This is a genomic window from Dyadobacter sp. HNCC25DJ186 (assembly GCF_056895235.1).
On record NZ_JBXHAS010000003.1, the window covers coordinates 485,067 to 508,226 of the forward strand.

General features: G+C 42.2%; 18 protein-coding genes and 1 riboswitch. Of the genes, 17 read left to right on the forward strand and 1 reads right to left on the reverse strand.

From position 1 onward, the window contains the following. Positions 1-212 precede the first annotated feature (212 nt). The 14 genes from AC1XUO_RS11820 to AC1XUO_RS11885 all read left to right on the forward strand — a co-directional run bounded on the left by AC1XUO_RS11820 (position 213) and on the right by AC1XUO_RS11885 (position 18,785). Positions 213-1,433 (forward strand): aminotransferase class V-fold PLP-dependent enzyme, encoded by a 1,221-nt coding sequence (locus AC1XUO_RS11820; RefSeq protein WP_483329997.1) that lies wholly within the window; start codon positions 213-215, stop codon positions 1,431-1,433. 44 nt (positions 1,434-1,477) lie between these two features. Beyond that, positions 1,478-2,728: an amidohydrolase/deacetylase family metallohydrolase gene (locus AC1XUO_RS11825; protein ID WP_483330400.1), complete on the forward strand. Its 1,251-nt coding sequence runs from the start codon at positions 1,478-1,480 to the stop codon at positions 2,726-2,728. 40 nt (positions 2,729-2,768) lie between these two features. Next, positions 2,769-3,320 (forward strand): RidA family protein, encoded by a 552-nt coding sequence (locus AC1XUO_RS11830; protein ID WP_483329998.1) that lies wholly within the window; start codon positions 2,769-2,771, stop codon positions 3,318-3,320. Between the two features lie 73 nt (positions 3,321-3,393). After that, positions 3,394-5,115 carry a PQQ-dependent sugar dehydrogenase gene (locus AC1XUO_RS11835; protein ID WP_483329999.1) on the forward strand — a complete coding sequence of 574 codons (1,722 nt, stop codon included), beginning with the start codon at positions 3,394-3,396 and terminating at the stop codon, positions 5,113-5,115. Between the two features lie 35 nt (positions 5,116-5,150). Next, positions 5,151-5,591, forward strand: a complete 441-nt coding sequence (locus tag AC1XUO_RS11840; protein ID WP_483330000.1) for a c-type cytochrome — start codon at positions 5,151-5,153, stop codon at positions 5,589-5,591. Positions 5,592-5,604: 13 nt separating this feature from the next. After that, positions 5,605-7,083 (forward strand): PQQ-dependent sugar dehydrogenase, encoded by a 1,479-nt coding sequence (locus tag AC1XUO_RS11845; RefSeq protein ID WP_483330001.1) that lies wholly within the window; start codon positions 5,605-5,607, stop codon positions 7,081-7,083. 38 nt (positions 7,084-7,121) lie between these two features. After that, positions 7,122-7,580 carry a RidA family protein gene (locus tag AC1XUO_RS11850; protein WP_483330002.1) on the forward strand — a complete coding sequence of 153 codons (459 nt, stop codon included), beginning with the start codon at positions 7,122-7,124 and terminating at the stop codon, positions 7,578-7,580. Positions 7,581-7,802: 222 nt separating this feature from the next. Further along, a complete protein-coding gene (locus tag AC1XUO_RS11855) occupies positions 7,803-8,408 on the forward strand; it encodes an RNA polymerase sigma factor (protein WP_483330003.1) in 606 nt (201 codons plus the stop codon). A gap of 144 nt (positions 8,409-8,552) precedes the next feature. Then, on the forward strand, positions 8,553-9,680 hold the full coding sequence (locus AC1XUO_RS11860; RefSeq protein WP_483330004.1) for a FecR family protein: 1,128 nt from the start codon (positions 8,553-8,555) through the stop codon (positions 9,678-9,680). A 277-nt stretch (positions 9,681-9,957) separates the two neighbouring features. Then, on the forward strand, positions 9,958-13,395 hold the full coding sequence (locus AC1XUO_RS11865) for a SusC/RagA family TonB-linked outer membrane protein (protein WP_483330005.1): 3,438 nt from the start codon (positions 9,958-9,960) through the stop codon (positions 13,393-13,395). A 22-nt stretch (positions 13,396-13,417) separates the two neighbouring features. After that, positions 13,418-14,983, forward strand: a complete 1,566-nt coding sequence (locus AC1XUO_RS11870) for a SusD/RagB family nutrient-binding outer membrane lipoprotein (RefSeq protein WP_483330006.1) — start codon at positions 13,418-13,420, stop codon at positions 14,981-14,983. A gap of 279 nt (positions 14,984-15,262) precedes the next feature. After that, a complete protein-coding gene (locus AC1XUO_RS11875) occupies positions 15,263-16,540 on the forward strand; it encodes an amidohydrolase/deacetylase family metallohydrolase (protein ID WP_483330008.1) in 1,278 nt (425 codons plus the stop codon). Positions 16,541-16,660: 120 nt separating this feature from the next. Further along, on the forward strand, positions 16,661-17,590 hold the full coding sequence (locus AC1XUO_RS11880; protein WP_483330009.1) for an RraA family protein: 930 nt from the start codon (positions 16,661-16,663) through the stop codon (positions 17,588-17,590). 88 nt (positions 17,591-17,678) lie between these two features. Beyond that, entirely contained in the window at positions 17,679-18,785 is a 1,107-nt protein-coding gene (locus tag AC1XUO_RS11885) for a bile acid:sodium symporter family protein (RefSeq protein WP_483330010.1), read from the forward strand. A gap of 723 nt (positions 18,786-19,508) precedes the next feature. Here the strand turns inward: AC1XUO_RS11885 and AC1XUO_RS11890 are convergent. Beyond that, positions 19,509-20,012, reverse strand: a complete 504-nt coding sequence (locus AC1XUO_RS11890) for a GNAT family N-acetyltransferase (protein ID WP_483330011.1) — start codon at positions 20,010-20,012, stop codon at positions 19,509-19,511. Positions 20,013-20,153: 141 nt separating this feature from the next. Then, positions 20,154-20,249, forward strand: a riboswitch (TPP riboswitch). 67 nt (positions 20,250-20,316) lie between these two features. Between AC1XUO_RS11890 and thiS the strand changes: the two genes are divergently transcribed. The 3 genes from thiS to AC1XUO_RS11905 all read left to right on the forward strand — a co-directional run bounded on the left by thiS (position 20,317) and on the right by AC1XUO_RS11905 (position 23,109). Next, positions 20,317-20,520: a sulfur carrier protein ThiS gene (thiS, locus tag AC1XUO_RS11895; RefSeq protein ID WP_483330012.1), complete on the forward strand. Its 204-nt coding sequence runs from the start codon at positions 20,317-20,319 to the stop codon at positions 20,518-20,520. A gap of 85 nt (positions 20,521-20,605) precedes the next feature. Beyond that, positions 20,606-22,489 carry a phosphomethylpyrimidine synthase ThiC gene (gene thiC / locus AC1XUO_RS11900; protein WP_483330013.1) on the forward strand — a complete coding sequence of 628 codons (1,884 nt, stop codon included), beginning with the start codon at positions 20,606-20,608 and terminating at the stop codon, positions 22,487-22,489. After that, entirely contained in the window at positions 22,489-23,109 is a 621-nt protein-coding gene (locus AC1XUO_RS11905) for a thiamine phosphate synthase (RefSeq protein ID WP_483330014.1), read from the forward strand. Before thiC ends, AC1XUO_RS11905 begins: the two co-directional genes overlap by 1 nt. Positions 23,110-23,160: the final 51 nt, after the last annotated feature.

Genomic DNA, 23,160 nt, shown 5'->3' on the forward strand with positions numbered 1-23,160 from the left:
TTTCGGGAGGCTCTCTCACTTCTGGCAGTAGTTCAAAACAATAAATCCTGATAAACCTAAAAAGCCAAACTTTATTCTATAATTTAAGACAATCAAAAAAATATAATCTCCTTAAAAAGAGTATTAACATATATTTTCTGCATCCTATCTCTGTTAATCCGTTAAAAACCTATTAACTAACCTTTATCACTTTTATTCAGTCCTGTTTTACTATGATAAACCGCAGAGATTTAATTAAACATTTATCCACTTTTCCACTGCTCGGAGGATTTCTGGGAGAAGGAAATATTGAGAAAATCGGATTTCCGGCCAAGCTTCCGACTCGTAACCTGGCAAAGGAGTTAGGTATACGAACTTTTATAAATGCAGCGGGTACCTACACGTTTATGACCGGTTCACTAATGCAGGACGAAGTGGTTGATGTGATCCAGGGAGCAGCGAAAGATTTTATGATTCTGGACGAAGTTCAGACAAAAGTCGGAGAAAAAATTGCCGCATTAACGCACGCCGAAGCTGCCGTTGTTACTGCCGGTTGTTTTTCTGCCTTGACACTTGGACTTGCCGGGGTATTGACAGGAATGGATCAAAAGAAAGTGGAAGCGCTCCCGCATCTTGAAGGCACGGGAATGAAATCCGAGGTGATTATCCAAAAAGGTCATAGCATTGGATATTCCCACGCACTGACCAACACGGGTTGTAAAATGATTGAGATTGAAACTTTGGAAGAACTGGAAAAAGCAATTAATAGTAAGACTGCTTTGATGTGGTTCTTACATATCCAGTCGGACAAAGGTAAGATCATGCATGAAAAATGGGTAGAAGTTGCCAAAAAACATGGAATACCAACGATGATTGATATGGCTGCTGACGTTCCGCCGGTCGAAAATCTTTGGAAATTCAATGATCTTGGCTTTGACCTCGTCTGCGTTTCAGGTGGAAAAGCGATGCGCGGACCGCAGAGTGCCGGAATTCTGATGGGTAAAAAACATTTGATCGAAGCGGCAAGATTAAGTATGCCTCCACGCGGCTCGACCATAGGAAGAGGTATGAAAGTCAATAAAGAAGAAATTCTTGGGATGTACGTTGCGCTTGACAATTTCGTCAAAATGGATCACAAAAAAGAATGGAAAATGTGGGAAGATCGCGCCGCGCTGATCGCCAATGCCGCAAAAAGTATAAAAGGTGTCAACGTCGAAACTTTTGCGCCAGAACTTGGAAACCACACTCCCACTTTAAGAATTTCGTGGGATGCCGCTAAGGTAAACCTGCCGGTAAAAATGTTGCAGGACAACCTTCGAAACGGAAATCCGTCGATCGAGATTATGCCAGGCGAAAACAATACCTTAACAATTACAACCTGGATGCTTAAACCAGGGGAAGAAAAAATTGTTGCCACAAGATTGAAAGAAGAGCTTTCGAAAGCAGTCGTTTAAGCTTCCTTGATTTTGACATTATTCCTAAACCCAATGAGATGAAAATGAAGTTCAAATCCATCATATTTTTATGGCTGGTAGTCCTGAACAGTTTTGTTGTAAATGCTCAGACGTACAGCTTACTGATTAAGGGCGGAACAGTGATTGATCCTAAAAATAATCTGAACGAGGTCATGGATGTCGGGATTTTTGAAGGAAAGGTCAAGAAGGTTGCAAAAAATATTGACGCCAGGGAAGCAAAACAGGTTGTGAACGCAAAAGGTATGTACGTAACACCAGGTCTCATTGATATCCACGGCCATGTTTTTTTCGGTACACAGCCAGACCATTATCTGAGCAATGGTCTTCTGGCAGTACCTCCTGACGGATTCACTTTTCGTGTTGGCGTGACAACCATCGTAGACGCCGGCGGAGCGGGCTGGGAATCTTTTCCTGAGTTTAAAAAGAATGTAATTTTAAGTTCTAAAACGCGGGTTTTGTCTTTTTTAAATATCGTTGGACAAGGAATGCGTGGTGGCAATTATGAGCAGGATACCAGTGATATGGATGCTCAAATGGCCGCGGCCGTCGCGATCAAAAATAAAAATGATATCGTCGGTTTTAAAGTCGCACACTTTATGGGGCCAGACTGGACACCGATTAAACGTGTTGTCGAAGCGGGCACGTTGGCCAATATGCCGGTAATGATTGACTTTGGAGGAAATAATCCGCCACTTTCGCTGGAAACTTTGTTCACAAAATATCTGCGCCCGGGTGACATTTTCACACATGCCTACACGCTGCTGGAAGGAAATACGAGAGAAACCATCGTGGATGAGAAAACACAAAAAGTAAAACAATTTGCGCTGGAAGCACGAAAAAAAGGAATAATTTTTGATGTTGGTTATGGCGGGGCAAGTTTCAATTATTCGCAGGCTATTCCGGCGGTCAAAAGTGGATTTTATCCCAATACGATCAGTACAGATCTCCATACGGGCAGCATGAATGCTTCGATGAAAGATATGCTGAGTATCATGTCAAAATTTCTGCTGATGGGTGTTGATCTACCCAATGTTATTAAAGAAAGTACCTGGGCCCCGGCACAAGTGATCAAACGGGAAAATCTTGGTCACATTTCTGAAAACGCTATCGCAGATGTTGCTATCTTTTCCATGCGGGAAGGAAATTTTGGCTTTTACGATAAAACAGGCTACAAAATGGAAGGCAAGCAAAAGTTAGAATGCGAGATGACCATCAAAGGCGGGAAAATCGTTTATGATCTGAATGGTATCGCGCTGCAAACTTCGACGAAATGAAAGAATCCAGTTCAATCAAGTATAATTTAAACATTTTTGCATGAAAAAGACCTACAAATCCTTTTTTCTTGTCCCGGTTTTAACAGTTTGCTGTGCGCTGGGCTCCTTCGTTTCTCAGGCCCAAACCGTAACCGATTATGAAGCGCGGATCAAGGAGAAAAATATTAAGCTGATCAAGCCTGTGGCTCCTATCGCCAATTACGTAAAAGCGGTGCAGGTTGGTAATCTGGTATACTTATCCGGACACGGGCCAGACAAACCGGAAGGTGGTCAAATGATCGGAAAAGTGGGGACTGAACTAACGATCGAACAAGGAAAAGAAGCGGCGCGTCTGACCGGGATTTCGCTGGTTTCCACTTTGAAAGGTTTTCTGGGAGGCGATTTGAATAAAGTAAAAAGAATTGTCAAACTGCTGGGAATGGTTAATTCGACACCGGAATTCGACAAACATCCGATGGTAATTAATGGTTGTTCTGATCTTTTAGTTGAAATTTTCGGAGAAAACGGGAAGCATGCACGGTCGGCTGTGGGCATGGGTTCTCTTCCCGGAAATATCCCGGTTGAGATCGAGATGATTGTTGAGCTTAAATAAAATTTACTATCCTGCCCCTTAACCTTTTCAAAATTATTTCAATTTCTTTTCGACATCCCTAAACCCGTCGATTATGAACTTTAAGCTGGCGCCTTCGTTAATCATTATTTTTTTTACAGGATTTATAACCCGTCCTGATCCAGCGGTAACCAATACCAAAAACGGCGGTCTCTTTTTACCCGAAGGATTTGAAGCAACGGTCGTTGTCGACAGCCTTCCCGGAAGAGCCCGCCATATTGCCGTCAATGAGAATGGTGATATTTACGTGAAAGCAAGATTCGCCAACAAGGATGAATCTGTCATCGCACTTCGTGATACGAACGGCGATGGCCGCGCGGATATTATCAAACGATTTGGTGGCATGGCAAGCGAACGCGGATATGGTACCGGAATGCGTATTCATAACGGATATTTGTATTTCAGTTCCGAACTGATCGTATATCGTTACAAACTAACTCCGGGTCAGCTTGTTCCAAATAGCAAACAGGAAATCATTCTGACAGATGATCATGCACACGGCATGCATGAACACATTGCAAAACCGCTGGCGTTTGACAGCAAAGGAAATATGTATGTCCCTTTTGGCGCGTCCTCTAACGCCTGTGAAGAATTATTCCGTATGCCGAATTCCACTGGAATGACGCCTTGTCCTTTTCTGGAAGACCACGGCGGGGTTTGGCGTTTTGATGCCAATAAGCCAAATCAAACCCAAAAAGACGGATATAAATATGCTACCGGAATCCGCAGCGTAGTGGCATTGGACTGGAATAAAACCGATGATAACCTATATATCGTTCAGCACGGACGCGATGACTTACTAAGGTTATGGGCAGGCATTTACTCTCCGTGGCAGAGTGCCGTTTTACCTTCCGAAGAATTTCTCAGAATAAAGGACGGAAGCAATGTCGGCTGGCCATACTGCTATTTTGATCAGATCCAGCAAAAAAAAGTACTCGGGCCGGAATATGGCGGTGATGGTAAAATCGTTGGAGATTGTGATCAATACGAAAAACCACTTATAGGCTTTCCTGGCCACTGGGCTCCGAATGATCTTCTGTTTTATGAGGGAAACCAGTTCCCGGCGCATTACAAAAACGGCGCGTTTATATCTTTTCACGGTTCTACAAACCGCGCGCCTTATCCACAATCGAGTTATATCATCGCATTTGTTCCCTTTAAAAACAGCCAACCGTATGGAGGCTGGGATATCTTTGCGGATGGTTTTGCAGGAGTGGACCCCATTGTCAATACCAGTGACGCCGCATACCGGCCAATGGGAATTGCTATGGGACCGGACGGTTCACTTTATTTTGCTGAAACTGAAAAAGGGAAAATCTGGAAAGTTTCTTATAAAGGTGATAAGACTAATTTCTCCAAAAACGCTCTTGTCGACATGGAGAAACGAAAATCGATGTCACATATCAGAACACCGGATGTCATCACCGACAATCTGGATAAAGACAAACCTGTTGCAGGCGAAAAAATTTACAGTGTTTACTGCGCAGCCTGTCACCAAAGAAATGGCCAAGGAGATTCCCAAAGATTCCCTCCGCTTGCCGGCTCGGAATGGGTAAACGGCGACAAGAGAAAACTCATGGAAATTATGCTGAAAGGTTTGCACGGGCCTATTGAAGTAAAAGGCAAACCTTATAATAATATTATGCCTTCGCACAGTTTTCTTTCTGATGAGGAAATAGCGCAAGTGCTGACCTTTATAAGACAAAGCTTTGGAAATAATGCCACGGACATTGACAGCAATGAGGTAAAAAAAGCGCGGCAATTTTTTAAGCTATAACTAAAAATATTCCTAAATCCGTAATTAGTCCTTTAATGATTTTAAACACAAAAATAGCCGCAAGCTTTTTAATTACCACGGGGATTGGTCTCGTCAGCCTATCATCGTTTACCGGAAATAATGATCCGGTCCGGACGCACGGCCAGGAACGCTGGGTCGCGCCCGCATGGGCAGATACGTTAAAAAGCCCTTATCACGACGAGCCACTTACGCTGGCAAATGGAGAGGAACTTTTTGGGTTGTACTGCGCTTCCTGCCATGGAGAAAGTGGCTATGGGGACGGAGCAGCCGGTGGTGCACTAGGTCAAAAACCTGCCAATTTTCATGATTCGTTGGTGAAGAAACAAAGCGACGGTGCATTTTTCTGGAAACTTTCCAATGGAAATGGAAACATGCCTCCATTTCAGGACGTGTTCACTGCCGAACAGAGATGGCAGCTTGTCGCTTACCTCAGAAAATTATCTGCCACCGAATAACCCCTAACCGAGCATGAAAAATTCACTAACTTCTTTTCACGGGAAATACCTTCTTGTGATTGGATTACTGGCAATTCCATACCTGTCACTGGCACAGGGTGGCAGAGATCAGCCGACATTGACGCCCCACGCTTTACGTGATGATATAAAAGTTGAGCAATTCATGAAGGTTGAGCCCGAAGCTGTTCGTTTAATTGTAAATCCGGTTAGCGGGGATATGTATTATTCCAGTTTTGAAGGAGATGTGTATCACATCGTTGAAAAAGCTGGCAAGCCTGCAAGTGTCAAAATCCTGACCGCGGCTGATCACGGCATTACGCGTTTGCAGGGCGCAGCCTTTCACAAAAACACACTTTTTTTAGCTGGGAATATCAATGTAAATAATAACAAAGGCAACAAAGGAAGGATGGTCCGTTATGAAATTCTTCCAAATGATGCGAAGCCTGAAATGACCGTTGTTTTCAATACCGTTGAATATGGCGCAAACAAAACCACTTTTGATCACGGCTGGAATGCTCTGGAAATCAGTCCGGATGGGAAATATATAATGGTCAACTCCGGTGCCAGAACCGATCACGGAGAGGTGCAGGACAATGGAGGTATTTATCCAAATGCCCGTGACAATGCTTTGACAACGAAAATTTACAGTTTCCCGATTAATTCAAAAGATCTGTTACTGGTTGATGATACCGATAAGCTAAAGGAACTGGGTTATATCTACGCCGAAGGAATCCGTAATGCGTACGATATGGCATATGATCAAAAGGGAAATCTTTTTGCCGTTTCCAATTCAGGCGACTACGATCATCCGGAAGATATGTTTTGGGTTCGTAAAGGTAGGCATTACGGTTTTCCCTGGGTGATGGGTGGAATTGATAATCCACAGCAGAACCCGGACTGGCAGCCAAATCCGGAGACAGATCCATTTTTAAGCAAATTCGCTTTTGCTTGGTTAATGAAATATTTTCACAACGACCCCACGTTTCCAAAACGACCGGCAGGAGTAACCTTTACACCCGCAGTTCAAAACCTGGGACCTGATGCAAATGAATATCGTGACCGTAAAACCGGTGTCGTGATGGATGCAGATACAACGGGTGTAACCGTTGGAACCTTCAACGCACATTCCTCCCCGCTTGCCTTAGTTTTTGATACAAAAAAAGATCTCTCCAAAGAATTTAAGGGTGATGGATTTGTGATTCGATACTCCGGAGGCGGAAAAACGGGTGCTTCAAATCCTAATCCATTGAAGCGGCAAGGACGAGATCTGCTGCATTTGCAAATGATCTACGACAAGAAAGCAGATAATTATAAAGTACAAACTACCCGCATTGTCGATAACTTTACCAGCCCAACTGACGCCGTGATTGTTGGAAACGTCCTGTATGTGATCGAATATGGCGGGAAACAAGGTGGTACAAAATCAGGAGGAACGCTCTGGAAAATCACTTTACCGGGCGACGCCAAAGTTTTGAAGAAAATTAAAAAATAATAAAATAATCCTTAACAAGTATCTTAAACAATCATCTCATGAAAACCGAAAGAAGATCAATCCTCAAAAAAATATTCGCATCAGTTGCAGGTGTTGCCGGTATAGGAACAGTCGCTCAGGCAAAAGAAGACATCGCTCCTGAAAAAGAGGCTGGAAATATCACAACACTGCAGGATGTCCCTTTATTTTCTGGCCATACCAAATTCAATAATATGGTATTTGTGGCCGGTAAAGGTGCGCATTTTGAAGGTGATATCACTGCGCATACAAAACATGTTCTGGATGAACTTGAAAAAGAACTGATCGCTGCGGGCTCTTCAATGAGTAAGGTTTTAAAATGCAGTGTATTTCTTCATGACCTGAATGATTATAAGGCTATGAATGAAGCATATAAGGGGAGATTTGGAGACAAGCCTCCGGTTCGCACAACCGTTGCAGTTTATGGTGGCGTACCGGGAAATTCGCTCGTCGAAATTGACTGTATCGCCTATATCTAATCATACAAAAACATCCTGCATTAGTGTCTGATCCTGCTGAACATCTGTAATTTAGATCGTTCAGCAGGAATCTTATTTTTCAATTTTAAAGAGTAAACGTTATGTTATATTGAAGATTCACAGATTAACAGTATTATATTTTGCAAAACAATAATTTTTATTTCCTAAATTTCTTATTTCAATATTTTGACTGTTAATTTACATCAATAACCCCGTACCTACTTGGAGAAAAAGCAACGCATCATTCTGGAAAATGAAATTCTTCTGGATCTCTGGCAGCAATCGAAGGCTGGAGACAGTGTTGCTTTCTGCCGCCTTGCCGACAAACTTTATCGTACGCTTTTTAATTATGCTACCAGCTTTACGGCCGATAAAGAGTATATCAAAGATGCAATTCAGGAATTGTTAATTCATATCTGGGAGAGGCGCCAGACCATCAATATTCAATTTGTTACCATTTATTTTCTAAAATCTCTTCGCAATCAGATTTTACAGGAATTTCGACGGAATAAAAATCCATTTATTGATCTCGATGAAATTGACGAGATTACAGATAACCACACAATTGAGACTGAGATTGAGGAGAACGAAACTTACTCAGAAAGTCAGCGGAGAGTAAGACTTGCCATCAACGAACTTCCCAAACGCCAGAAGGAAGCTATATTCCTTAAATTTTATGAAGGCCTGGAAAATGAACAGATCGCCGATCTGATGCAGGTTAACAGACAGTCTGTCGCGAATTTATTATTTAAAGCAATTACAACGTTAAAAAGCCAGATACCTTTCCTAAGTCACTGGATTCTAATAATTTACACACTTATTTTTTAGAACCTACTCTTATACAGATCGGACAGTCCCGTAGTTTATTCTCCTCTTTCAAAAAAAATCAAAAATAAATTTTACAAAAAAGAGTATTGACCAATGATTTACGCATCCTTTACCTAAATACGCCAAAATACTGTTTGACTTACGATGCAAGATTACAGAGATTTACGACCAGAGGAGCTAGCTGTTGACCAATCTTTCCGACTTTGGAAGCTTTCCAACGATCCGGATGCCGGCAACTTCTGGACAAACTGGTTGTCTGAAAATCCTGATAGACAAGATCTTATTGATAAAGCCAGCCATTTACTGGACACTGTATTCGAAGCTTTCGATGAGATATCTGACGAAGAAATCACCAATGAAATTGATCGTTTGTCTGTCGTTTTGGAACAAACAGAAGAACAATCTTCACCGAAAAGATTAATATTCCGGGCGGAATGGTATCGGGCCGCCGCTTCGATCATCATGATCCTTGGATTGGGATGGTGGATGAGCAACAAATATTCCGCCTCCAAACAAAATAATCTTTTATACAATCAGATAATCAGTAAGATCCAGGAGCCTCTTCTGAAAGCGACAAATGACACAGAACGGCCAAAACTGGTTTCACTGGAAGACGGAAGTACTGTTCTGCTGCAACCCAAAAGCAGTATCAGTTATCCTCAAACTTTTGAGGGAGAAAAACGAGAGGTTTTTCTTTCAGGAGAGGCATTTTTTGAAGTTGCTAAAAACCCGGATAAGCCATTTTTTGTATATGCAAACAATTTGGTTACCAAGGTTTTAGGTACAAGTTTTATTATCAGCGCATTTGAAAATGATAAAGATGTGAAAGTGGCTGTAAAAACCGGAAAAGTTTCGGTTTTCGCATTAACAGATGAAAATCTGGAAACACAGCAGGCTGATAACAAATTGGGTGCGATGGTACTGACACCGAATCAGCAGATTGTTTTTTCTACCGGAAATCTTCGACTGACGAGAAGCCTTATCGCTGATCCTGAATTGCTGGATTTACCAATCCAAAAACAATCGTTTGACTTCAAGGCTACGCCAATCAAAGACGTTTTTGAGGCACTTGAAAAATCTTATGGCGTGAAAATTCTATTTGATGCTGACACAATGAAAGATTGTTACCTCACCGCCTCCTTATCCGACGAGCCGCTTTTTGAAAAAGTGGACCTGATCTGCCGGACGATCAACGCTCGTTATGAGCAACTTGACGCAAGTATTATTATTTACAGCAAAGGCTGTACTTACCAAAATGAAAAATCTGAATAAATGAACCTGCGAAGTTCAAAGAAAATAAACCAAGGCATCACGAGCAATACCGATTTCAGAAGTAAGATAATTTCCAGCGACCTATACGATTATGAACTCTAAATGAAGCTAAGCCTATGCATACAATCTGCACCTGATTATCTCTAAAAACAAGTCGATGATGCGCCAACATCACCGACCTAAGTCATCCCGTTTGTAAGCTCATTACACCTTCCGCATTACTGCGGATATCAGGGAATCATTTTGCCGAATTTTTCAACCCGACAAAAACAAAATTATGTCAAAATCAGTACATTATCAACATGCTTTGCAGAAAATCATGCGTATGAGTCTGTATCAAGCTTTATTAGCAGTGCTCTTCACAACGCTGGTTCACGCGAACACCGTGAACGGACAGCGCGTGCTTGACCAAAAAGTAACCCTACGTTTATCCAACGCCGAAATCGATAAAGTGCTGGATAAAATTGAAAATGTGACGAAGGTTAAGTTCATGTATAACCCTCAGATATTTAACAATCAAAAAGGTACTTTCAAATTTCAGGACGAATCTTTATCAGAAGTTCTGGGCAAAATTCTTTCACCATATAACGTAACTTATGAAGTAGTGCAAGACCGAATCATTTTAAAGCGTGAGTCTAGTACTACCGAAACAAAACCTTCTACAAAAGAAGCTCCAAAAAAGAATATCACCGGAACTGTAACGGACGAAACCGGCTCAGGGCTTCCAGGCGTGAGTGTTTTAGTAAAAGGGACCCAACGCGGAACTTCTTCAAATGGCGAAGGAAAATATTCCATTGAGATATCTGACCAGGAATTGGCTACTGCTGAGCTTACATTCAGCTTCGTAGGTTATACTTCTCAGGACGTTCCTGTTGGCAACAAAGCCGATGTTTCCGTGCAACTTGTTCCGGAAGCAAAAGCATTAAACGAAGTTGTTGTAACGGCGCTTGGTATTTCCAAAGAGAAAAAAGCGCTTGCTTATGCCGTGACAGAAGTGAAAGGAAGCGAGTTTACCCAAGCGCGCGAAAACAACGTTGCAAACGCATTAACAGGGAAAATTGCCGGAGTAAATGCAACAGGTATGTCAACCGGCCCGGGTGGATCAAGTCGTATTATCATTCGTGGAAATGGTTCTCTAAGTGGAAATAATCAGCCATTATACGTAATCAATGGTATGCCGATGGACAACAGCGTGCCGGGTGGCGGAAATGCATCCGATGGAAATGGTAACAACACTGACCGCGGTGATGGTATCGGTGGTATCAACCCGGATGACATTGAATCGATCAGTGTTTTGAAAGGCGGACCCGCAGCAGCTTTGTACGGTGCACGTGCTTCAAACGGTGTTATTTTGATCACTACAAAAAAAGGCCGAGCGCAAAAGGGAATTGGTGTTGAATTCAACAGCAACTTTTCAACAGAAAGTCTTTCGATTATTCCTGACTGGCAATATGAATATGGACAGGGTGTTGACGGTGTAAAACCTGCAACGCAGACAATTGCAAAAAGTACCGGCCGTTTATCCTATGGTGCAAGAATGGATGGAACGCCGGTGATTCAGTTTGACGGCCAGATGCGTCCATATTCTCCGCAAAAAGACAATCTTAAAAACTTTTACAGAACGGGAACAAACTATATCAATTCCCTTTCTTTCACCGGAGGAAACGAAACGGTGAATTTTCGTTTTGGGTTGAACAATACCAGCTCAAACAGCATAGTTCCCAATTCATCTTTCAACAGAAGAATCGCTAACCTGAACGTCAATGCGTTTTTAGGAAAAAAGCTAAGCATCGAGACAGTGGTTCAATACAACATTGAAAACGGCCACAACCGTCCAAAAGTAGGATACGCGGATTATAACCCGCACTGGGCAACTTATTTGATCGCTAATACTGTGGACATCAGAAATCTTGCTCCCGGCTACGACGCTACAACAGGCAAAGAAGTTGAATGGAACCCGGTTCCGGCTGCTCCAAACCCTTACATGGTTATCAATAAGTTCAAAAACGAGGATAGAAAAAACCGCTTTCTTGGGCAGGCAAATATCAAATATGACATCCTTGACAACTTGTTCGTTAAGGCGAGCGTAAGCCAGGATTACTATAACTTCAATTATGAATTTGTTGTACCGACGAATAATGCTTACCAGCCGCTGGGTGTTTACGAAGCGAAGAAAATTACCTCTTCTGAAACAAACGGAATGGTAACGCTGAATTACAATAAAGACTTCTTTGAAAATTTAAGTTTCTCAGCATTGGCCGGCGGTAACATGCAGCGAAGCCTCTATGACCAAACTGCTTTTAATGGAACAGAATTTACGATACCTAATTTTTATAGTTTTACTAACCTTGCAACATCAGTAACTACGCCTACTTATTCAAAAAGTGGTATCAATTCGTTGTTTGGCTCGGTTGATCTAGGTTACAAAGGACTTGCCTATATCACCATGTCTGGTCGTCAGGACTGGTTTTCTGTGCTGAACAAATCAAGCAACAGCATTTTTTATCCTGCAATTGGAGGTACGCTAATTTTGTCCGAGGCATTCAAATTACCTTCCGCAGTAAGTTTTGCAAAATTACGCGGTTCATGGGCTCAGGTGGGTGGAGCTAATGTTTCCGCTTACCAGATTTACCAGAGTTATGCGATGGCGCAGGGCGGTCACAATGGCCGCGCAGTTCAGCAGCTTGGCTCTTCACTGGTACCAAATCCTGATTTAAGACCTTTGACTTCTACTACTTATGAAGCCGGTCTTGAAGCACGTTTTCTTAACAACCGTTTGGGATTGGACGTGACGCTTTATAACCGTAAAACAACCAATGACATCGTTCAGAGTTCCATTGCAGCTTCTTCCGGCTACACTTCTGCACTTTTGAACGTAGGTGAATTGAGCAATAAAGGTGTAGAACTTTTGATCACAGGAACGCCGTTGAAAAAGGCAAACTTCACCTGGGATGTCAGTTATAACTTTGCTTACAACGACAGTAAAATCGTAAAATTAGCCGACGGACTTCCAAGTCTTGCTATCGGCGACGGTGTTGGCGGAGGTCGTATCAACAACGTGGTAGGTGGCTCATACGGTGAAGTTTGGGGTTACAAAAAACTTACTGATGCGAGTGGAAATGTTGTATTTAACACAGCCAGCGGTTATGCTGTAAGAGGAAATCTGGAAAAATTGGGAAGAGGTATCCCTCCGGTTACAATGGGTATAACAAACACTTTCCGATACAAAAATTTCTCTTTGAATATTCTTGTTGATGGTAAGTTTGGAAGTATTGTTTACTCAAACATGTACCAGTATGCATACCGTTTTGGTTTGCCAAAAGAAACACTACCTGGTCGTGAGACGGGTTTGACGGTAACCGGTGTAACACCGGAAGGAGCGCCATTCTCTAAAACCTGGGAGAAAAAAGATATTGATACCTACTATGATAATGACAAGAATTATACGTCGATGTTCACATTCAACAACGATTTCATAAAACTTCGTCAGGTCATTCTGAGCTATAATCTTCCGGTAAACAAAATGTCATTCCTGAAATTACAGTCTGCCTCAGTTTCCCTGGTTGGACGTAACGTATTGCTTCTTTACAAAGATAAGAAAAACAACTACTTCGATCCTGAGTCAAGTTACTCAAACGGAAACGCACAAGGACTTGAAGCATTTGGTGTGCCGAGAACAAGAAGCCTGGGTGTGAACCTGACAGTGAAATTTTAATCATTAAAATATTTTAGTGAATATGAAAAAGTTCTTAAGATTATTATATCTGGCTCCGATGGCCTTTTTCTTCACTTCCTGTGACAACGGGTTTGAAGAAATGAACGTAAATCCGAATGCATCCACCGCAGTTGTTCCCGGTTTTCTTTTCACCAGAACGCAATTAGCGACAGTAAGCAATAATTTTACAGGTGCGGCTTATCTTACCATTGGCGGTTCGATGCAGCATTTCGCAACTTACAAGGAAGTTCCGGCGGCTGGGGATAAATATTTCAACTATTCCTACTCCACCGCAAGCTGGGGATTGTACGGTGGAACAGACATGACAACGCAGGGAGCCGTTATCGACATTGAGCAGGTAATTTCAGCGGTAAATACACTGCCGGCTGATGTGAACAAACTTTCTGTTGCCCGTATATGGAGAGCATACATGTATCACAGACTTACGGATTTGTACGGTGATGTTCCTTATAGTGAAGCTGGGAAGGCACTTACGGAGAAAAATTACACGCCTAAGTACGACGAGCAGTCTGCGATCTACGCCGATATGTTGAAGGAATTGGAACAGGCGATTGCTGCTTTCGATCCCGCTCAGGCAACGTTTGGTACTTCGGATCTGATTTATGGAGGTGACATTACAAAGTGGAAAAAATTTGGTTATTCGCTCATGTTGCGTTTGGGTATGCGCCTGACGCAGGTTGATGCAGCATTAGCTAAAACATGGGTTCAGAAAGCAATTGCCGGCGGAGTTATTATCAGCGATTCAGACATTGCAACCATTGCTTATGTAGACGGATCAGTAACGGCAAGCAGAAACTTTATTTCAAGCGGTTTGATGAGCACGGATTATGTTACGCCTGGAGGCGATAATGTTGAAGGAGGAAAATTGGCCAAAACGCTGATCGACCATCTTAAAACAACCAAAGATCCCCGTTTGAATGTCATTTCAGTGGTTTGGGTGAAACCAACTGCAACATCTGCATATGTGGCTGATACGGCCACAGCCTTGCAAAAAGGCATGCCTAACGCAGCTTTCAACTCTCTGCCAGCTGATTTCGATTCATACTCTGAACCGAATCCAAATACGATTTTGAAATACAATGCGCCTCTATTGGTTTTTACAGCTGCGGAAACACATTTGTTACTGGCAGAAGCAGCGGTCAGAGGATGGTATACTGCAACTTCGGCCGAGGCTGAATACAAAAGTGCAGTTACCTCAGGTATGAAACAATGGGCATTATTCGGAAATGCTGGTATCATTTCCGACGCCAGAATCAATGCTTACATCGAAGCAAATCCTTACAAAACTTCGGGAAGCGTTGAAGAGCAATACGAACAGATCGGTACGCAAAAATGGGTTGCGCTGTTTCTTGAAGATGAATATGAAATTTTTTCAAACTGGAGAAGAACGGGATATCCTAAACTGACACCAACCAATTACCCTGGAAACCTTACGGGCGGAAAAATCCCCACGCGATTTGTAGTTCCGGATTCCGAAGAAAGTTATAATAAAGATAATTTCCTGGAATCAAGAACAAGACAAGGTGGTACGAACACACTTTCAAGCGTTGTCTGGTGGGATAAATGATTACCATAAACCTTATTTTTTTACTTGATATCAGCTGTATGAAAACAGAACGCAGATCAATCCTCAAAAAATTATTTACCTCAATTGGGGGAAAGCTGCTTGTAGAAATCGCTGGTGTCTAGCTAAAATAAAATATCACTGATATTGATCTACCCGATCACTCAGTGATATTTTTATTTTTTGACTATTTTGTACTTCCATTTAAACAACAATACCGTCCGGATAAATGAAATACTAAGAGAATTAAATACATAATCAACTATTCCTAAATCCTTAATAATGAAAAAAATTGTTTTATCAATTTGCTTATATGCTGCCAGTTGCAGCATTTACGCAAATGCTCAAAAATACACGATCGTCATAAAAGGCGGCCATGTTATTGATCCGAAAAACAACATCGACGGTATCATGGATGTGGCTTTGAACGGTGACACAGTGAAAAGTGTAACCAAAAACATCGATCCCAAGCTTGCCTTACAAGTTGTGGATGCCAAGGGAATGTATGTAACACCTGGGCTGATTGATATGCACTCGCATAACTTTTATGGCACAAAAATGGACCAGACTTACAGCAACGGGCCTAATGCATTACCGCCAGACGGATTTACTTTTCGGACGGGAGTGACAACCGTAGTGGATGCCGGGTGTGCAGGATGGAAATCTTTCCCGGACTTCAAAAAACAAACCATTGATATTTCTAAAACACGTGTTTTATCTTTTCTGAATATTGTAGGAGAAGGTATGCGCGGCGGGACTTATGAGCAGAACATTGCTGATATGGATCCGGTTAATACGGCAAGAGTTGCAAAAGAAAATCCGGACTATATCGTCGGTGTAAAACTGGCTCATTTCAACGGCCATGACTGGACGCCAACCGACAAAGCCGTTGAAGCGGGCAAACTGGCTAATATTCCTGTCATGATCGATTTTGGCGGAAGTAATCCAGTACTTTCCATCGAAGAATTATTTATGCAGCACCTTCGTCCGGGTGATATTTTCACACATTGTTTCGGACAATTATCCAGTCGCGAACCGATTTTGGATATAAAAACAGGTAAAATAAAACCGTTTGTTTACGACGCCCGTAAAAAAGGGATACTGTTTGACGTAGGTTATGGCGGAATCAGTTTTGCTTTTTCACAGGCCATTCCCGCGGTTAAAAGTGGATTTTATCCCAATACGATCAGTACTGATATTCATACCGGAAGCATGAATGCGGCGATGAAAGATATGCTGAATGTTATGTCAAAATTCCTGGCGATGGGGATGGATCTGCAAAGTGTTATCAAAGCAAGTACCTGGGCTCCGGCACAGGCGATTCACAGAGAAAAACTGGGAAGTTTAACCGTAGGCGGATTGGCTGATATCGCCGTTTTAAGGGTCTTGAAAGGAAATTTCAGTATGAACGATACGGGCGTTTTTGGCTTTTTTGATTATACCGGAAAGAAAATAAGCGGCAAAGAAAAGTTGGAATGTGAGCTAACAATCCGCGCCGGAAAGGTTGTATATGACCTGAATGGAATCACGACACCGATGGTGGTCACCAAAAGAAATTAAACAGATTTTAGTAAATCAACAGGGCGACCGGCTTTTAATTCGGATTATTGTCATTAAAAACAGCAGGAAAATAATCTGAATCTGGCACATCAACCCTCAGTAAATTCTAATATAAATTCAATGAAATTTAAATACATCGTTGCCGCAGCGCTTTTATTTAGCCTAAGTTTCTCCCGCCCGTCCCAGGCACAAACAATTTCCAAAGAAGAACTTATTTTCCTGACATCTGAATGGAAAGGTGAAAGATTCCCCGACGGCCGGCCGAAGGTTTCTGATGACCTGATCCGCCGTGTCAAAGAAATTGCCATTGAAGAGGCCTGGGTTGTACTTCAAAATGAGGGATATAATTGTCAGTTTGATGGAAACTGGAAAATGATTCACGATGATGTTCCGGTGGCTGGTCGTGCGCTTACGGCCCAGTTTATGCCCTCGCGGCCAGACATTGAGAAAAATATCAAGGAACGCGGTGCCAAAAATGGCCGCATTGGAAATACCAATTCCTGGCCTATCGACCAGCTTTCAAAGGGCGATGTTTACGTAGCTGACGGGTTTGGAAAAATTGCACAGGGGACTTTGATCGGTGATAACCTTGGCAACTCCATTTTTGCAAAAACCGGTAATGGCGTCATCTTCGACGCATCTTCCCGCGACCTCGAAGGATTGTCAAAAATAGAAGGTTTTAATGCTTTCGTGCGCGACTGGGATCCTTCCTATCTGAAAGATGTGGTACTAACCGGGTTAAATACGCCCATACGTATTGGTCGCGCGATCGTGCTTCCCGGAGATCTGGTTTTAGCTAAAAGAGAGGGCGTTATATTTATTCCTGCACATTTAGCAGAAAAAGTGGTTATGACAGCCGAATTTATCGCCTTAAGAGATAAGTTCGGAATTTTGATGCTGAAAGAAGGAAAATATACGCCTGGGCAGATCGATAGCCAATGGTCGGATAAACTGAAAGAAGACTTCCTGAAATGGCTGGATAAAAATCCAAAGGAAATTCCGATGAAGCGTTCTGATCTTGACGAATACATGAAGAAACGAACCTGGTAATACCGAAGGAAGAAATCATAAAGTACTTATTTTCTGTTTTCTTCCTTAAAATGCGCCAATTTTAAAATTGCATAATTAATACATTTTTATGAACATTTATAAGCTTCTTTCTGGTATTGCTATTTTGTGTCTGGTCGTTGCAATTTATTTTGCCGTATCAGGAAATCTTGATCAGGCCGGCCCGTTTTTCATAGTATTTTTTCTAGCTCTGGCCATTAGTTTCAGAGGTTCGGAATCTCTGAAAGGATTTACTTACACTACTATTATTTTTGCGGCGGTAACCACTGCCTTGTATTATCCGCAATACTTTCAGGAATTTAATGGTTTCAAGTTTGCCATACTGATCACGCCGCTCATCCAGATCATCATGTTTGGTATGGGAACTTCGATGAGTTTTGATGATTTTGTAGGTGTTGTTAAAATGCCGAGAGGGGTTTTTATCGGCGTAGTTAGTCACTTCATCATTATGCCGCTTCTTGGATTTACACTTGCGAGCGTAAGTGGTTTTCCAGCTGAAATTGCAGCAGGTATCATCCTGATCGGATGTTCGCCAAACGGTATGGCTTCCAATGTTATTTCATATCTGGCCAAAGCAAACCTGGCACTTTCGATCACCATTACAGCTGTTTCAACCATGCTGGCGCCGTTGATGACACCGATGTTAATGAAACTTTATGCCGGGGCGTTTATTCAAATTGATATGCTGCACATGATGTGGGACATCGTCAAAATGGTGATCATCCCGATCGGCGCGGGATTAATTTTCAATAAATTATTCAGTGGAAAAGCAAAATGGCTGGACGATGCGATGCCTTTGGTTTCAATGTCGGGAATTGCATTTATTATTGTGATCATCACTGCAGCAGGTCGAGATAGTCTTTTAACAATTGGACCGGCATTGATCGGGTTGGTATTAATTCACAATCTTTTAGGATATACACTTGGCTATTTCTCAGGCAAATTATTCAAAATGAATGAACGTGACTGCCGTACGATTGCAATCGAGGTGGGTATGCAAAATGGTGGTCTGGCGTCAGGAATTGCCAAGGAAATGGGGAAAATGGCGACTGTCGGATTGGCCCCGGCTGTCTTTGGGCCATTGATGAATATTACTGGTTCAATACTTGCTTCCTACTGGCATAGAAAACCTACTGGGGATGAGGAAACTTATGTGGAAACCGGAAGGGCACACTAGAAATTTTTGTTATGGCGTCCTAGCCCTGAAAGGGTGCCATAACTTAACATCGGGCATCGCCCGATGGTGCCGTGGGTTATACATCGCCCTATGCGATCGTGGTTATACATCGCCGGTTAGCATCGTAAGTTATCCATTGCCCGATGGCTTCGTGATTATACATTGCCAGTTAGCGTCGTTGGTTATCCATTGCCCGATGTCATCGTGATTATACATTGCCAGTTAGCGTCGTTGGTTATCCATTGCCCGATGGCGTCGTGATTATCCATCGCCAGATGTCATCGTGATTATACATTGCCGGTTGACATTGTTGATTATCCATTGCCCGATGGCGTCGTGATTATACATCGCCAGATGTCATCGTGATTATACATTGCCGGTTGACATTGTTGATTATCCATTGCCCGATGGCGTCGCGATAATACATTGCCCTATGTCATCGTGATTATACATTGCCGGTTGACATTGTTGATTATCCATTGCCCGATGGCGTCGTGATAATACATTGCCCTATGTCATCGTGATAATACATTGCCCTATGCCATTGTGGTAATTCATTGACCTATGCCATTGTGATAATTCATTGACCTATGTCATCGTGATTATACATCGCCCGATGTCATCGTGATTATACATCGCCGGTTTGCGCGCGGATCAATTCCAACATCCCGAATCAATCGGGCGATGCCCGATTCTAAGATATGTCGCCCTTTCAGGGCTTGTCTAGTCCTCTTTCAGAATTAACTGCATGAATACGAGATCTAACCATTGATCGAATTTATAACCCACTTCCCGCAAATAGCCCTTTTCAACAAATCCATATTTTTCGTGAAATTTAATACTGCCACGATTTGTAGCATCAATCCCTGCTATCATCGTATGCAAACCCGATTCTTTTGCGCGCTGGATCAAACTTCCCAATAACCTCCCCCCTACCCCAATTCCACGAGATTTGTCATTTAGATAAATCGAATGTTCGACACTGAATTTGTAACCAATTTTTGGACGGAAAATATTATATGATCCATATCCAATTACCTCCTTTTCAAATTCCGCCACGATCACCGGCATACCATCCTCTATCATTTTGTTAAACCAGGCAGTCTGTTCTTCCAAAGTTCTGATCTCGTAATCATAAATGGCGGTCGTTTCTAAAATAGCTTGGTTAATAATTTCCAAGATGGCCGGCAAGTCCTTCGGAGCAGCATTTCTGATAATAAGATCCATTAAAAGCAGATTCTTTTTGAGGTGTTAATATGACAAATTCAAAGTTACCTCATAATTAACAAAACTTTCACAGTTTCCCAATCTTCAAAATTCAGGATTAAATATTATTTTTTTGAAACTCCGTTTTTTCCAATAGCTTTACGGAAACTTTAGGGGTGTCCCGTATGCGGACTGAGATAATACCCTTTGAACCTGATGCAGTTAGTACTGCCGATAGGGAAAAGTAAGAGATACTGCTGCTGTATCTTAATGAATCTTTCGCAAGGTCCATTCCTGAAGTTTTTCTCATAAAACGTTTTTCAGAATGGAAATAAGCATTAATCAACAACGTACCCAAATTCCGGAACATTTTTCAGTTGAACAGCTTTTGTCCTATTTGTTCGCAGATTCCAAAAAAGGAATTGCCATCGCGATCAACCAGGTCATTGTTCCAAAAAGGGAATGGCCAGTTCACATCCTTAATCCCGATGATAAAATCACCCTGATCAAAGCTACGCAGGGCGGATGAGAAGGCGGTCTGACAATCACATCCAAAATCATTCTATAATACAATAAGCTAACAGCCAATCGCTAATAGCCAAAATTACCTACCCATGAAAATAGAAAAAACACCGAACACAGAAGTAATTACCCGCACGCCTTTTCCAAAATCAACAAAAATTTATGTTAAAGGCAAGCTGCATGATATCTCCGTAGCCATGCGCGAAATAGCGCTAAATGATACCAGAATGCATGGAAAAGTAGGTTTGACTGAAAAAAATCCTTCGGTTACTGTGTATGATACCAGCGGTCCATTCACTGATCCGAATATCGAAATTGATGTAAAAAAGGGACTGGAACCGCTGAGAACTTCCTGGATTATGAAACGCGGCGATGTGGAGCAACTGGATTCAATTTCTTCTGATTATGGGACGAAAAGAAAAAATGACAGCAGTCTGGATTCGCTAAGATTTGCACATATCAGCAAACCGCTCCGTGCTAAGGCCGGACAAAACGTTTCTCAATTGCATTATGCAAAACAAGGAATTATCACAGCTGAAATGGAATATATCGCCATTCGTGAAAACCAGCGGATTGAAGAGCAGATCAAGGAAATAAACAGCAAAGTCAATACCCTCTGTCACCAACATGCCGGACACAGTTTCGGAGCCAACACGCCTAAAAATTTCATCACACCGGAATTTGTACGCTCAGAAGTGGCGGCCGGACGGGCTGTAATTCCAGTCAACATCAATCATCCGGAAAGTGAACCGATGATCATCGGGCGAAATTTTCTAGTTAAAATTAACGCCAATATTGGCAATTCCGCAGTTTCCTCTAGTATTGAGGAAGAAGTGGAAAAGGCAGTTTGGGCATGTCGCTGGGGCGCTGATACGATCATGGATCTTTCAACCGGAAAAAATATTCATGAAACACGTGAATGGATTATCCGGAATTCTCCCGTCCCGATCGGTACTGTTCCAATTTATCAGGCCTTAGAAAAAGTGAATGGAAAAGCCGAAGATCTGACCTGGGAATTGTTCAGGGATACATTGATTGAACAGGCCGAGCAAGGTGTGGATTATTTCACAATCCATGCGGGTGTTTTGCTGCGTTATATACCACTAACCGCCAAAAGACTTACCGGAATTGTTTCCCGCGGCGGCTCCATTATGGCTAAATGGTGTCTCGCACATCATAAAGAAAACTTCCTTTATACCCATTTTGAAGAGATCTGCGAGATCATGAAAGCCTATGATGTTGCCTTTTCACTGGGTGACGGATTGCGTCCGGGCTGCATCGCAGACGCAAATGATGCAGCACAATTCTCTGAACTGGAAACGTTGGGTGAACTGACAAAAATCGCTTGGAAACATGATATCCAGACTATTATCGAAGGTCCTGGTCACGTGCCGATGCATTTGATCAAGGAAAATATGGAAAAACAACTGGAACATTGTCAGGAAGCACCATTCTACACATTAGGGCCGTTAACAACTGATATCGCTCCCGGTTACGACCACATTACCTCAGCCATCGGCGCGGCCATGATCGGCTGGTTTGGAACGGCGATGCTTTGTTATGTTACACCAAAAGAGCACTTGGGTTTACCCAATAAAAAAGATGTAAAAGACGGTGTGATTACCTATAAAATCGCTGCCCACGCTGCCGATCTGGCAAAAGGACATCCGGGTGCACAATACCGCGACAATGCGTTAAGCAAAGCGCGCTTTGAATTTCGATGGGAAGATCAGTTTAATCTTTCGCTCGATCCGGATACTGCAAAAGAATTCCACGATGAAACATTACCTGCCGAGGGTGCAAAAATCGCGCACTTTTGCTCCATGTGCGGACCTAATTTCTGCTCTATGAAAATTACTCAGGATGTGCGGGATTATGCCGAAGAAAATGGTTTGATGGAGGAGGTTGTACTGGAAAAAGGTATGCAGGAAAAAGCGAAAGAATTTGCGAACAAAGGCAGTGAAATCTATTTATAATGAAACTATTAGCCATATCCAGTCCAGCATTTTTCCCTGACGAGGCTGAAATAATCAACAGCCTTTTCAGGGAAGGATTGGTGTGTCTACATATCAGAAAACCTGAAAGCGAGAAAGACGATTTCAGAAATCTGTTAAGTAAAATAAATCCTGACTACCATGATAGAATTTCGATTCACCAGCATCATAATCTGGCGGAAAAATTTGGAATTAAAAGACTTCATTTTACTGAAAAAGAAAGAAAACTGGCTTCGCAGGAAAGTCTGAAAAAATTAAGATCCAATAATTTTCTGCTAAGCACATCCATCCATGATTTATCAGAAATACATAATCTGTCACAACATATCAGCTACACATTCTATGGGCCGATATTTGACAGCATTTCAAAATCAGGTTATCAAGGGGTTTTGCCGTATAATTTTTTTATCAAACATGAGATTAAGAAAATACCAATTATTGGTTTGGGTGGAATTAACTGTCAAAATCTTAAAAAAATAGGAGATATGAATTTTGACGGTGCCGCTGTTTTGGGAACGTTGTGGGAGGATCCGGAAAGGGCAATTATGAATTTCAGGGAATTACGGGAGGTGATGGATTTAATTAATCATTATGAAACATAACAATTAACACGAACCATAACTAACCACATCACGAACCATAATCATCATACC